This is a genomic window from Pseudomonas sp. OF001 (assembly GCF_904426495.1).
Taxonomy (GTDB): Bacteria; Pseudomonadota; Gammaproteobacteria; order Pseudomonadales; family Pseudomonadaceae; genus Geopseudomonas.
Genome location: NZ_CAJGBM010000007.1, coordinates 79,893 through 92,078, shown reverse-complemented (window position 1 = coordinate 92,078; position 12,186 = coordinate 79,893). Strand labels below are relative to the sequence as shown.

17 protein-coding genes are annotated in these 12,186 nt (G+C 68.7%); 15 read left to right on the top strand and 2 right to left on the bottom strand.

Features of this window, described 5'->3' with window-relative positions:
- Positions 1-3 precede the first annotated feature (3 nt).
- Together RA210_RS05895 and hisN are read left to right on the top strand one after the other, a co-directional pair.
- Positions 4-732: a 4Fe4S-binding leucine-rich repeat protein gene (locus tag RA210_RS05895; protein WP_201485704.1), complete on the top strand. Its 729-nt coding sequence runs from the start codon at positions 4-6 to the stop codon at positions 730-732.
- Positions 733-848: 116 nt separating this feature from the next.
- Positions 849-1,640: a histidinol-phosphatase gene (gene hisN, locus RA210_RS05890; protein WP_201485703.1), complete on the top strand. Its 792-nt coding sequence runs from the start codon at positions 849-851 to the stop codon at positions 1,638-1,640.
- A 309-nt stretch (positions 1,641-1,949) separates the two neighbouring features.
- Here hisN and RA210_RS05885 read toward each other — a convergent pair whose 3' ends face one another.
- Positions 1,950-2,846, bottom strand: a complete 897-nt coding sequence (locus tag RA210_RS05885) for a hypothetical protein (RefSeq protein WP_201485702.1) — start codon at positions 2,844-2,846, stop codon at positions 1,950-1,952.
- Positions 2,847-3,105: 259 nt separating this feature from the next.
- Between RA210_RS05885 and nifE the strand changes: the two genes are divergently transcribed.
- From nifE to RA210_RS05830, 11 genes are all read left to right on the top strand, one after another.
- Complete coding sequence (gene nifE, locus RA210_RS05880) at positions 3,106-4,539, top strand: nitrogenase iron-molybdenum cofactor biosynthesis protein NifE (RefSeq protein WP_201485701.1); 1,434 nt, start codon at positions 3,106-3,108, stop codon at positions 4,537-4,539.
- A gap of 10 nt (positions 4,540-4,549) precedes the next feature.
- The gene (gene nifN / locus RA210_RS05875; RefSeq protein WP_201485700.1) at positions 4,550-5,926 is read left to right on the top strand and encodes a nitrogenase iron-molybdenum cofactor biosynthesis protein NifN; all 1,377 of its coding nucleotides are present in this window, start codon (positions 4,550-4,552) and stop codon (positions 5,924-5,926) included.
- Positions 5,927-5,928: 2 nt separating this feature from the next.
- Positions 5,929-6,405: a NifB/NifX family molybdenum-iron cluster-binding protein gene (locus RA210_RS05870; protein ID WP_201485699.1), complete on the top strand. Its 477-nt coding sequence runs from the start codon at positions 5,929-5,931 to the stop codon at positions 6,403-6,405.
- A 30-nt stretch (positions 6,406-6,435) separates the two neighbouring features.
- Entirely contained in the window at positions 6,436-6,918 is a 483-nt protein-coding gene (locus RA210_RS05865; protein ID WP_201485698.1) for a NifX-associated nitrogen fixation protein, read from the top strand.
- A gap of 13 nt (positions 6,919-6,931) precedes the next feature.
- Positions 6,932-7,141: a CCE_0567 family metalloprotein gene (locus RA210_RS05860; protein WP_201485697.1), complete on the top strand. Its 210-nt coding sequence runs from the start codon at positions 6,932-6,934 to the stop codon at positions 7,139-7,141.
- Between the two features lie 209 nt (positions 7,142-7,350).
- Positions 7,351-7,650, top strand: coding sequence for a ferredoxin III, nif-specific (gene fdxB, locus RA210_RS05855; protein WP_201485696.1), 300 nt, complete (start codon positions 7,351-7,353; stop codon positions 7,648-7,650).
- 12 nt (positions 7,651-7,662) lie between these two features.
- Positions 7,663-7,986, top strand: coding sequence for a 2Fe-2S ferredoxin (locus RA210_RS05850; RefSeq protein WP_201485695.1), 324 nt, complete (start codon positions 7,663-7,665; stop codon positions 7,984-7,986).
- Positions 7,987-7,991: 5 nt separating this feature from the next.
- Positions 7,992-8,492, top strand: coding sequence for a hypothetical protein (locus RA210_RS05845; protein WP_201485694.1), 501 nt, complete (start codon positions 7,992-7,994; stop codon positions 8,490-8,492).
- Positions 8,492-8,866, top strand: a complete 375-nt coding sequence (locus tag RA210_RS05840; protein WP_201485693.1) for a hypothetical protein — start codon at positions 8,492-8,494, stop codon at positions 8,864-8,866. Before RA210_RS05845 ends, RA210_RS05840 begins: the two co-directional genes overlap by 1 nt.
- Entirely contained in the window at positions 8,863-9,612 is a 750-nt protein-coding gene (locus RA210_RS05835) for a DUF364 domain-containing protein (protein ID WP_201485692.1), read from the top strand. The genes RA210_RS05840 and RA210_RS05835 overlap by 4 nt, the downstream gene beginning before the upstream one ends.
- Entirely contained in the window at positions 9,609-10,037 is a 429-nt protein-coding gene (locus RA210_RS05830; protein ID WP_236574632.1) for a hypothetical protein, read from the top strand. The genes RA210_RS05835 and RA210_RS05830 overlap by 4 nt, the downstream gene beginning before the upstream one ends.
- Positions 10,038-10,087: 50 nt before the next feature.
- Here the strand turns inward: RA210_RS05830 and RA210_RS05825 are convergent, their stop codons facing one another.
- A complete protein-coding gene (locus RA210_RS05825; protein ID WP_201485691.1) occupies positions 10,088-10,306 on the bottom strand; it encodes a Nif11-like leader peptide family natural product precursor in 219 nt (72 codons plus the stop codon).
- 533 nt (positions 10,307-10,839) lie between these two features.
- On the opposite strand from RA210_RS05825, the gene RA210_RS05820 reads away from it, so the two are divergent.
- Together RA210_RS05820 and nifU are read left to right on the top strand one after the other, a co-directional pair.
- On the top strand, positions 10,840-11,163 hold the full coding sequence (locus tag RA210_RS05820) for a HesB/IscA family protein (RefSeq protein ID WP_201485690.1): 324 nt from the start codon (positions 10,840-10,842) through the stop codon (positions 11,161-11,163).
- A gap of 57 nt (positions 11,164-11,220) precedes the next feature.
- Positions 11,221-12,186: a Fe-S cluster assembly protein NifU gene (gene nifU / locus RA210_RS05815; protein ID WP_201485689.1), complete on the top strand. Its 966-nt coding sequence runs from the start codon at positions 11,221-11,223 to the stop codon at positions 12,184-12,186.

Sequence of the window (12,186 nt, the reverse complement as noted above, 5' to 3'; positions counted from 1 at the left end):
GGCATGCTCGAGCAAGGTCCGGACAACACCCCCATCGGCGACTGCAGCGGCTGCGCATTCCGCCGCAACCTGCTGCTCACCGGCCGCTGCACCCCGGGCGACGCCTGCGTGGCGGTGCAGAGCGGCCGGCAGATCGACCGCTTCTTCCGCAACAACCCGCAGCTGGCGGTGCAGTACCTGGCCGACCCGTTCTGGGAGCGCCGCGCCATCGCCGTGCGCTACGCGCCGCTGGAGGCGCTGCCGGCCATGGTCCGCGACGTCGACGAGGCGGTGCGCCGCGCGGTGGCCTACCGCCTGCCGCGCGAGCAGCTGCACCTGCTGATGCAGGACGAGGACCGCGAGGTGCGCATCACCGTGGCCGACCGCCTGCCGCTGGAACAGCTCGAGCAGATGGCCGCCGACCGCGACTACCTGGTGCGCGCCTACGTGGTGCAGCGCATCGCCCCGGGCCGGCTGTTCCGCTTCATCCGCGACGAGGACCGCCAGGTGCGCAAGCTGGTGGCCAAGCGCCTGCCGGAGATCAGCCTCGGCCTGATGGCCCAGGACCCCGAACCGGAAATCCGCCGCATCGTCGCCTCGCGCCTGCACGGCGACGACGTGCTGCCCATGCTCCACGACCCCGACTGGACCGTGCGCCTGGCGGCAGTGGAGAACGCCCCGCTGGAGGCGCTGCGCACGCTGGACGAGCAGGACCCGGAGGTGCGGGCGGCGATCGGGGAGCGGTTGGGGTAGGGGGCCCCGGGCGCAGCTTTGCCTTGCCGCAGGCCCGCAGCCTGCCTGAGCACTGAGCGCGCTGGCACGCTGGCGGCTATCATCGACACCTTCACGACCAACCTAGGTGATATCCGATGCCCCTGAGCGCAGAGCAACTCGCCGAGTACCAGGCCTTCGCCGAGCAACTGGCCGATGCCGCGGCCGCCGCCATCGCCCCTCACTTCCGCGCCCCGCTGGCGGTGGAGGACAAGGGCGGCCGGTTGTACGACCCGGTCACCGCGGCCGACAAGGCCGCCGAGCGGGCCATGCGCGAGCTGATCCTCGCCCGCTATCCCGAGCACGGCATCCTCGGCGAGGAAGAAGACGCCGTGGTCGGCAGCAGCCCGCTGACCTGGGTGCTCGATCCCATCGACGGCACCCGCGCCTTCATCACCGGCCTGCCGCTGTGGGGCACGCTGATCGCCCTCAACGACGGCCAGCGCCCGCTGCTCGGGGTGATGAACCAGCCGTTCACCGGCGAGCGCTACGTCGGCACGCCGGCCGGCGCCTGGCGCAACGGCGCGCCGCTGAAGACCCGTGCCTGCGCCAGCCTGTCCAGCGCCCGGCTGATGTGCACCACCCCGGACATGTTCGACACCCCGGCGCGCCGCCAGGCCTTCGACACGGTGGCCGCCCAGGCCCAGCTGCTGCGCTTCGGCGGCGACTGCTACGCCTACTGCATGCTCGCCTCGGGCTTCGTCGACGCCATCGTCGAGGCCAGCCTGCAGCCCTACGACATCCAGGCGCTGATGCCCATCGTCGAGGGCGCCGGCGGCGTGGTGACCGCCTGGGACGGTGGCCCGGCGCAGAACGGCGGTGCGGTGATCGCCTGCGGCGACCCGCAGCTGCACGCCCAACTGGTCGAGCTGCTGCGCCACGCCGCCTGAGGCGCGTGGCCGCCACCACCCCACGAGGCCGCCTGCGGGCGGCCTCGTCGCAAAGCTGACATGCCGGCGCTTTGCGCCTGCACGGCGGCGGCGTGCTGCCCATGCTCCACGACCCCGACTGAACCGTGCGCCTGGCGGCGGTGGGGAAAGCGCGCCGCTGGCGGCGCTGCGGGCGCAGGGCGAGCAGGATCCGTAGGTGAGCAGGGCGATTGGGTAGCGGTTGGGGTGAAGAAGCCTTGGCCCAATAGTTGGGGCACTGGTGCCGCCACGGCAGTGTATTGCCACGTGCGGCTGGCACCAGCGGTAAAATCAGCTAAGCCCCTGCTTTTTCCATCGATCAAAGTGGCTGCCAGGGTAGGTCAGGTAGGACGGCTTTAGTTCAATTCCCATCTCGCGTGCTGCTTGTGCAATAGCATCACGCTGCGATACTCCAGTATTTCTTATGGAAATAGCTCGCATCTTGAACTCTTTCGAATCGGTTCCCAGCGTCGGTTCCAAATTTTCAAGAAGCGGTTGCTCGTCCTTGTCAGGTTGACTATCGGGCAGGGACGAAGCAGCCGCAAGTCTTTTGCCAAGTACCCAGATGCCGGCATCGATCTTCTTGAGTTGACTAAGTTGGGAAGAAAATGCTCCAAGACCAGCCTCTCCCAGCAACCGCAGCCACCATTCCTGATAACGGGCATAGACGTCGAGGGTGATCCTCATTGCCATCGAGGAAGAGAAGTCCATGTTCGAATCAAAAAAGCTATACGTGGTAATAACCCAGCGATCGACAATAGGGAATACTCTCGGGTTAAGGCTATGTAGAACGAAGACCGGGATCACCACGCTGGACCAAAGTCCGAACTTGCGCTCCATCTCGCGGATTAGGGCGATATCGAATGCTTCGGTTTGGCGAACGCTATTTGCCCACTCAAAAAATTCGGAAGACTCCAGCACTTGCCGATGTTTGGCGTCGAGAGTGTTGGGTTTCGTCTGTTCAATCCGATATTTGGTGGCGAACGGATGCGCAACAAAAGGCCCGCTGATGTCGCGGCGGACTTTGCCATCCTTCCAAGCGAGAGCCTGTGCTAGAGATTCGCCCAAGGCGGCGGGCGTCTCGGCCGACCGAACAGCAGAGAGTAGATGGAAATAAACGTCCGCAGGGTAGGTCTTGTCATCGAAGCTTTTGGCGGCGGAGTGGATCAGATCCGTGAGAATCGTCATTGCAGGCTCCCTTTTCTTGAGGTGGTCAAATATTACTTGTTAATTCATTGATGAGTCAAATGGTGAATGATGTTTTCGGGGAATGCTATGGCTGAGCGTCCAGTTCACGCTTCCCTCCCCTTGTCGCAAACCCGACACCCCGCCATCTTTCCGACAACGCCATTCCAGGCAAAAGATCGATAAATCAATTAGTTAGCGTCTGGCACCACCCTTGCAACACCCCCGTCACCACCCAGCGACGCACCCACGGGGGTCAGCGATGAAAGCCAAGGACATTGCCGAGCTGCTCGACGAGCCTTCCTGCGAGCACAACAAGAAGGAGAAGTCCGGCTGTGCCAAGCCCAAGCCGGGCGCCACCGACGGTGGCTGTGCCTTCGACGGCGCGCAGATCGCCCTGCTGCCGATCGCCGACGTGGCGCACATCGTCCACGGGCCGATCGCCTGCGCCGGCAGCTCCTGGGACAACCGCGGCACCCGCTCCAGCGGCCCGGACCTGTACCGCATCGGCATGACCACCGATCTCAGCGAGCAGGACGTGATCATGGGCCGCGCCGAGAAGCGCCTGTTCCATGCCATCCGCCAGGCGGTGGAGAGCCACGCGCCGCCGGCGGTGTTCGTCTACAACACCTGCGTGCCGGCGCTGATCGGTGACGACCTCGACGCGGTGTGCAAGGCCGCCAGCGAGCACTTCAAGACCCCGGTGGTGCCCATCGACTCGGCCGGCTTCTACGGCACCAAGAACCTCGGCAACCGCATCGCCGGCGAGGCGATGCTCAAGCACGTGATAGGCAGCCGCGAGCCCGATCCGCTGCCGGCGGGCAGCGAACGCCCCGGCATCCGCGTCCACGACGTCAACCTGATCGGCGAATACAACATCGCCGGCGAGTTCTGGCACGTGCTGCCGCTGCTCGACGAGCTGGGCCTGCGCGTGCTGTGCACGCTGTCCGGCGATGCGCGCTTTCGCGAGGTGCAGACCATGCACCGTGCCGCGGTGAACATGATGGTCTGCTCCAAGGCCATGCTCAACGTCGCCCGCAAGCTGCAGGAGCGCTATGGCACGCCCTGGTTCGAGGGCAGCTTCTACGGCATCACCGACACCTCGCAGGCGCTGCGCGACTTCGCCCGGCTGATCGGCGACGCCGACCTCAGTGCGCGCACCGAGGCGCTGATCGAGCGCGAGGAGACGCGCATCCGCGCCGCGCTGGAGCCCTGGCGCGCACGCCTGGAGGGCAAGCGCGTGCTGCTCTACACCGGCGGGGTGAAGTCCTGGTCGGTGATCTCCTGCCTGCAGGACCTGGGCATGAAGGTGGTCGCCACCGGCACCAAGAAGTCCACCGAGGAGGACAAGGCGCGCATCCGCGAGCTGATGGGCGACGAGGTGAAGATGCTCGACGAGGGCAACCCGCGTGCGCTGCTCAGGACGGTGGAGGAGTACCAGGCCGACATCCTGATCGCCGGCGGCCGCAACATGTACACCGCGCTCAAGGCGCGCATTCCCTTCCTCGACATCAACCAGGAGCGCGAATTCGGCTATGCCGGCTACGACGGCATGCTCGAACTGGTGCGCCAGCTGTGCCTGACCCTGGAGAGCCCGGTGTGGGAGGCGGTGCGCCGCCCGGCGCCCTGGAGCGACGCTGGTGGCTCGCCACTAGGCGCCCCGCTGTCCGCCCCGTCCCTGACCGCCACCGCCTGAGGAGATCGCCATGGCCGAGATCGTCAATCGCAAGAAGGCCCTCGCGGTCAGCCCGCTGAAGGCCAGCCAGACCATGGGCGGCGCCCTGGCCATCCTCGGCCTCGCGCGCAGCATGCCGCTGCTGCACGGCTCGGCCGGCTGCACGGCGTTCGCCAAGGTGTTCTTCGTCCGCCACTTCCGCGAGCCGGTGCCGCTGCAGACCACGGCGATGGACCAGGTCAGCTCGGTGATGGGCGCCGACGACAACGTGGTCGAGGCGCTGAAAACCATCTGCGAGAAGCAGAACCCGGCGGTGATCGGCCTGCTCTCCACCGCGCTGGCCGAGACCCAGGGCTGCGACCTCAACAGTGCGCTGCACGAGTTCCGCAGCCAGTATCCCGAGTTCGCCCGGGTGGCGGTGGTGGCGGTGAACACCCCGGATTTCGCCGGCAGCTTCGAGAGCGGCTTCGCCGCCACGGTGAAGGCGCTGATCGAGACCCTGGTGCCGGAGCGCCGCGACCAGGTCGGCAGGCGCCCGCGCCAGGTCAACGTGCTGTGCTCGGCGAGCCTGACCCCGGGCGACCTGGAGTTCGTCGCCGAGAGCATCGAGAGCTTCGGCCTGCGCCCGCTGCTGATCCCCGACCTGTCCGGCTCGCTGGACGGCCATCTCGACGACGCCCAGTTCAACCCGCTGACCACCGGCGGCCTGACCCTCGACGAGCTGGCCACGGCAGGGCAGAGCGTCGCCACCCTGGTGGTCGGCCCGAGCCTGGACGCCGCCGCCGACGCCCTGGCCGCGCGCAGCGGCGTGCCGGAGCATCGCTTCGGCCTGCTGATGGGCCTCGACGCCGTGGACGCCTGGCTGCTGGCGCTCAGCCGGATCAGCGGCAATCCGGTGCCGCAGCGCTGGCAGAAGCAGCGTCGCCAGCTGCAGGACGCCATGCTCGATACCCACTTCATGCTCGGTGACGCGCGCATCGCCATCGCCGCCGACCCCGACCTGCTGCTCGGCTTCGACGCTCTGCTGCGCGGCATGGGCGCGCGCACCGTGGCCGCGGTGGTGCCGGCGCGGGCGCCGGCGCTGGCCGCCTCGCCCCTGGCGAGCATCCAGGTCGGCGATCTGGAGGATCTCGAGCGCGCCGCCGCCGCGCAGGGCGCGCAGCTGATCCTCGGCAACAGCCACGCGCTGGCCAGCGCCGGGCGCCTCGGCGTGCCGCTGCTGCGCGTCGGCTTCCCGCAGTACGACCTGCTCGGCGGCTTCCAGCGCTGCTGGAGCGGCTACCGGGCGACCGCCCAGACGCTGTTCGATCTGGCCAACCTGCTGGTCGAGCACCACCAGGGCCTGGCGCCCTACCACTCGATCTACGCGCAGAAGTCGGCCGCCGAGCGGCCGCAATGGAGGCACTGAGCATGGCCAGCCCGACCCGGCAGTTGCAGGTACTCGACGGCGAGGACGACGGCACCCTGCTGAAGGTGGCGTTCGCCTCCGCCGATCGCGAGACGGTCGACCAGCATTTCGGCTCGTCGCGCGCCTTCGTCATCTACGGCGTCAATCCCGAGCGCGCCCAGCTGCTCAAGGTCATCGAGTTCGGCGACCTGGAGCAGGACGGCAACGAGGACAAGCTGGTCAGCAAGCTCGAGCTGCTCGACGGCTGCATCGCTGTGTACTGCCGAGCCTGCGGTGCCTCGGCGGTGCGCCAGCTGCTGAGCATCGGCGTGCAGCCGGTCAAGGTCGCCGAGGCGGCGCGCATCGACGAGCTGCTCGAAAGCCTGCAGGACGAGCTGCGCGAAGGCCCCTCGGCCTGGCTGGCCAAGGCCATCCAGCGCACCCGCGGCGCCGATCTCCAGCGCTTCGACGCCATGGCCGGCGAGGCCTGGGACGAGTAGCGCCACCCCTTATCCAGAGAGGAAAGCCCCATGTTCGACGTCGAGGAACAACCCGCGGTGGTGCAGGACGGCGATGCCGCCCTGCAGGAGCCGATCATCCGGCAGATGGTGGTGCAGCTGCGCGCCATGGACAGCTACGGCACCTACGACACCTGGAGCGATGCCCGCGTGCTCGATCCGCTGGTACTGACCAAGGCGCGGCGCAAGGCCATCCCGGTGGTGGGCGATCCAGACGAGACCACCATCTCGCGGATCAAGGCCTACTACAACGCGCTGGCCCAACTGCTCGAGGCCGAGACCGGCCTGCTCGCCGTGCCGGTGATCAACCTGACCCACGAGGGCTTCGGCCGGGCGCTGATCCTGGTCGGCAAGCTGGTGGCGCTGGACAAGACCCTGCGCGACGTCCACCGCTTCGGCTTCGACTCGCTGGAGGCGCTGGTCGCCGAGGCGCAGAAGCAGCTGGACAAGGCCAGCTCGCTGGTCGGCGCGCACCGTGTGGTAGCCGAACTCTGAGGCGGAGGCCGTGATGACCGAGGAAGAACTCAAGGCGCTGAAGAAGGACGTCAGCCACAAGAAGCGCATCGCCAGCGACTGGGCCTCGCAGATCCATGATCTGGTCGAGGATCGCCTGCTCACCGACTACGACGCGCTGCCCGAGCTGGCTCGCCAGGCCCACCAGGCCTGCGTCGACTGGGCCGCTGCCAAGGCGCGCCTGGACGCCTGCGAAGGGGCCTGAGCCCCGCCCACGGCGGCGGCTCACGAGGCCGCCGGCCGACATTGCCCGCGGGTCGCTGCGGCCCGCATCAGACCTCCGCCTGCGGCGGACTCCGCGCGGCCCACCAGGCTGCGCCGCCCCTGTGGGGGCAACAGCACGAGAGCGGCTGCCAGCCGCCGATCGACAACCGTTGGCCGCGCCACCGCCGGTGGCGGCGAGGAGAGTGAAGCATGGCTGAGACAACGATTACCGGGCGTACCCGCGGTGGCGCCGAGTGGACTCCGCAGTTCGTCACCGCGCTGGACGCGCAGAAGTGCATCGGCTGCGGCCGCTGCTATAAGGTCTGCCCGCGCGACGTGTTCGACCTGGTCGACCGCGCCGAGCTGATGGGCGAGGACGACGACCTGTTCGACGAGGACGACGAGATGAAGGTGATGGTGGTCAAGGACGCCATGGACTGCATCGGCTGCCAGGCCTGCGCCGCGGTCTGTCCCAAGCAGTGCCACAGCCACGCCGCCGCCGCGGCCTGAGGAGAGCGGATCATGGCCAAGCCCGAGTTCCACATCTTCGTCTGCGCCCAGCGCCGCGCCGACGGCCACCCGCGCGGCAGCTGCGGCGCCAAGGGCGCCGAGGCGGTGTACAACGCCTTCGCCCAGGTGCTGATCCAGCACAACCTCAGCAATCGCATCGCCCTGACCAGCACCGGCTGCATGGGCCCCTGCCAGGCCGGGGCCAACGTGCTGGTCTACCCCGGGGCGGTCATGTACAGCTGGGTCGAGCCGCAGGATGCGGCGCTCATCGTCGAGCAGCATCTGCTGGGCGGAGAGCCCTGGGCGGACAAGCTGACCCCCGCCGAACTCTGGTGACGCCCATGGCCGAAGTGCTGCTGTTCGCCCCGGAGCGGGCGTTCTTTTCCGCCAGTACGCCGCAGAAACTGCGCTTCCTGCTCAACCATGCGCTGTGCGCCGCCACCCCCGACGGGGTCGAGGCCCTGCTGCTGGAGGCGCGAAGGCGCTGGCCGGAGGAGCCGGACGCGCACATCGGCCTGTACAAGTTCTACTTCGTCAGCCAGCGCTACCGCGAGGCCGAGGCGGCGGTCTGGCAGGCGCTGCACGAGGCCGCGCGCGGTGCCGGCATCGACCGCAACTACCGGCGCCAGCAGCCGGCCAGCGCCGACTGGACGCAGCGCCACGGGCTGGTGCGCCTGTACCTGTTCAGCCTCAAGGCGCTCGGTGTGATCCGCCTGCGCCGCGGCCGGGTGGCGCAGGCCGAGCGGGTGCTGGCCAAGCTGCTGGAACTCGACCCGTACGACGAGATCGGCGGCGGCGCCTTCCTGCAGATTGCCCGCTCGTTCGACGAGGAGGCGGCCTGATGGCGGGCAGCCTGGAACAGCGGCTCGAAGCCGCCGCGCCGCTGCTCGCCGAGCTGTGGCCGGCGCTGGCCGCCTGCCTGCAGCGTGCCGGCATCGAGGAAGCGCTGGCGGTGGCCGGCACGCCGCCGGCGCGCGGCGAGCTGCGCGAGGATCCCTACGACCACAGCCAGGCGCTGTACGCCGAGTGGCGCAGCGCCGGCGGCGCGCTGCTCGGCAGCCTGCTGGTGCACGCCGACGGCCAGGCCTTCGCCGAGTTCGACGTGCTGCTGGCGCATCCGCGCCGGCCGCAGTGGGTCATCGAGGCGGTCACCGCCTGGGGCCGCGTCGGCGCGCTGAAGAGCGAGCTGCGCCTGCTGCCGGCGCTCGGCTCATGAGCGCCGTCTACGACTGGCTGCTGGCCAGCGCCAGCAGTCACGAGCCGGTACAGGGCGTGCTGCTCGGCCTGAACTGGACCCTGGCCGAGAGCGCCGGCGGTTGCGGCTTCGCCTTCAGCCCGCGGCAGGTGCCGCGCACCCTCGGCTGGGCCGGCACCTTGGCCGGCCGCCCCGCCGGCGAGCTGCGGCCCTGGCTGCGCTCCTGGGATGCCGCCGAGGCGGCAGTGGGGCTGGCGGTGCTCAATGCCGGAATCAACGCGCGTTCGCCCTGCCTGGGCGAGGCCATGCCGCTGCGCGGCGCGGCGCCCGGCCACCTGCGGGTGTTCGAGCACTTCCGCGCGCAGCTGGACGGGCAGCGGGTGGCGGTGATCGGCCACTATCCGGGCCTCGAACGGCTGTGGCACGACCTCGATTACCAGTGCCTGGAGCGCAACCCGCAGGACGGCGACCTGCCGGACAGCGCCGCCGAGTTCGTCCTGCCGCAGGCCGACTGGGTGTTCGTCACCGCCAGCAGCCTGGCCAACCAGACCCTGCCGCGCCTGCTGGAGCTGTCGCGGCAGGCGCGCGTGGTGCTGATGGGGCCGAGCCTACCGTGGCTGGAGGGTTGGCGCGACTTCGGCGTCGACTACCTGGCCGGCGTGCGCGTGCTGGATGCCGCCGCGGCGTACCGGGTGGTGGCCGAGGGCGGCGGCACCCGGCTGTTCGCCGGCCCGGTGGAATACGCCCTGCTGGCGCTGAACCCATGAGCGCCGAACAGAAAGGCTACGGTCTGCCATGGCGCCTGCTGGTCTGCCACAAGCATCCGGTCAGCGCGCGCCTGCGCTTCCTGATCCCCGAGCAGGGCGGGGTGGTGCTGCCGCAGCCGTTGCCGCAGCTCGCCGTGCTCGCCGAGCCGGGCGCCGAGGCACCGGTGCAGTGCCACCCGGCCAGCGCCCTGCGCCAGCTGCAGGAGCTCCTCGGCATCCAGCCGGCGCTGGAGCTGGTCGGCGAATTCCATCTGCATCTGGAGGTGCCGGGACTGCTGCTGCCGGTCTACCTGGCCGCGCTGCCCGGCCATGAGCTGTGCCCGCCACCGCCCGGCACGCGCTGGATCGAGCTGCCGCAGAGCATCGGCATGCCCTGGCTGGACCGCGAGCTGCTGCGCCGGGTCTACGAGGTGCTGCTCGGCTGAGTCCCGGCCCGGCGGGGCGCTGTCGGCTCCCCGCCGGGCCGTCTGGCGCCTCAGGCGCGCAGCAGCGCCTTGGCCAGCTTGGCCGACAGCTGGTCCTCGGTGAACTGCGGCTCGTTCGGCGGGTAAAGGGCGTCCTCGACGATGGTGAAGCCGGCCTCCTTGGCCAGGCCGATCATCTCGCGCACTTTTTCGCAGGCTTTCAGCTTCTCGCCCAGGCTGGGGTCGGCCTTGGTCTGCGCCGAGAAGGCTTGGATTTCCTTGATGGACATGGGGCTCTCTCTGTCACGGTGGAAGGGATGGCCAGGGCCGCGGCGCCGGGCCATGGGATGCCCGTGCCGGACTGTCGGCACGCCGCCGCGGACCTTGCCGAGTCTCCTTGGTGCAACCCGGATGCCAAGAAAAAAGACATTGGATATCAATGACTTGAATAACGCGCATTGTCGCGTTGGCGCCAATCGCACAGGTCGGGGTTGCAGCATTGCGCACAGCTTCAGCGCGGCATGGCCGGGCTGAAGCTGTAGAAGCCGTGGCCTTCGCCCTGTTCGTCGTTGCACACCCGCCGATGCACCAGCCAGCGGCCGTCGCGTCTTGCCGTCTGGCCATCAGCCGGAGCTGTCGCACTCCTTGTCGCAAACCCGACAACGCCTCCTGCAGGTGTCGTTCGCGACAGCCGCCAGCTTCGTGGGCTTCTCTCAACTGATTGAATTAAAAGAATTTATTGTCCGGAAAGGCGCTGGCATGTGGCTTGCACCTGCCTTGGCAACGGTTGGCCAGACCACCGCACAGCTGAGGAGACAAGCCGATGATCATCATGACCGACAGCGCCAAGACCGCCGTCAACCGTTTCATCAGCAGCAGCGCCAAGCCGATTGCCGGCCTGCGCATTCGCGTCGAGGGTGGCGGCTGCTCCGGACTCAAGTACAGCCTCAAGCTGGAGGAGGCCGGCAGCGACGGCGACCAGGCCGTCGACTGCGGCGGCATCACCCTGCTGGTCGACGAGACCAGCGCCCCGCTGCTCGAGGGCGTGACCATGGACTTCGTCGAGAGCATGGAAGGCAGCGGCTTCACCTTCGTCAATCCGAACGCCAGCAGCAGCTGCAGCTGCGGCAAATCCTTCGCCTGCTAAGACATCGAAGTCGCCGGCGAAGACCGGCGGCTCAGGAATCACCGGAGATCAGCCGTCATGTGGGATTACTCGGAAAAGGTCAAAGAACACTTCTACAACCCGAAGAACGCCGGGGCGGTGGCCGAGGCCAACGCCATCGGCGACGTCGGCTCGCTCAGCTGCGGCGACGCGCTGCGCCTGACCCTCAAGGTCGATCCGGACACCGACGTCATCCTCGACGCCGGCTTCCAGACCTTCGGCTGTGGCTCGGCCATCGCCTCGAGCTCGGCGCTCACCGAGATGATCAAGGGCCTGACCGTCGACCAGGCGCTCAAGATCAGCAACCAGGACATCGCCGACTTCCTCGACGGCCTGCCGCCGGAAAAGATGCACTGCTCGGTGATGGGCCGCGAGGCGCTGCAGGCCGCGGTGGCCAACTACCGTGGCGAGGCGCTGGAGGACGACCACGAGGAGGGCGCGCTGGTCTGCAAGTGCTTCGCCGTCGACGAGGTGATGGTGCGCGAGACCATCCGCGCCAACCAGCTGTCCAGCGTCGAGGACGTCACCAACTACACCAAGGCCGGCGGCGGCTGCTCGGCCTGCCACGAGGGCATCGAGCGCCTGCTCGGCGAGGAGCTGGCGGCCCGCGGCGAGGTGTTCGTCGCCGCGCCGACCAAGGCCAAGGGCAAGTCCAAATCCGGGCTGGTCAACCTCAACGCACCGGCCCCGGCCCCGGCAGCCGAAGCGGCGCCGGCCGCGCCGGCGCCGAAGATGACCAACCTGCAGCGCATCCGCCGCATCGAGACGGTGCTGGAGTCGATCCGCCCGACCCTGCAGCGCGACCACGGCGACGTCGAGCTGCTCGAGGTCGACGGCAGGAACGTCTACGTCAAGCTGACCGGCGCCTGCACCGGCTGCCAGATGGCCAGCATGACCCTGTCCGGCATCCAGCAGCGGCTGATCGAGGAACTCGGCGAGTTCGTCAAGGTGATCCCGGTCAGCGCCGCCGGCGCCGCGGCCGCCCACGCGCAACTGGAGGTGTGA